At 63.5% G+C, this 244-nt stretch carries 1 protein-coding gene; it reads right to left on the reverse strand.

Going from position 1 to position 244, the window contains the following annotated elements; genetic code table 11:
• Positions 1–59: 59 nt before the first annotated feature.
• Positions 60–244, reverse strand: a 185-nt coding sequence (gene tnpB / locus PZA18_RS24875; protein WP_284103550.1) for an IS66 family insertion sequence element accessory protein TnpB, incomplete at its 5' end; no start/stop codon positions are given.

A 244-nucleotide genomic window follows, 5' to 3' on the forward strand; every position in this document is an offset into this window, starting at 1 on the left:
CGGATTTTACCATGCCCCACCCACCAGAAGCCGCTTCCTGCTTGAGTTTGAAGCGACTTTTATACCTGCAGATGCGCCGGCGGTGGCGCATCGACCCGCCGCCAGTCGATGCCGGCGGTCAGCCAGTGCCAGTCGGCCTGGCTCAGGGTAAACAGCTGATCGCTACTCTGCGGCCAGACGAAGCGGCCCGTGTGCAGTCGCCGGACACAGAGCCAGACGCCATTGCCATCCCACACCAGCAGCT

This window comes from Parachitinimonas caeni, assembly GCF_030129945.1.
Lineage (GTDB): Bacteria > Pseudomonadota > Gammaproteobacteria > Burkholderiales > Chitinimonadaceae > Parachitinimonas > Parachitinimonas caeni.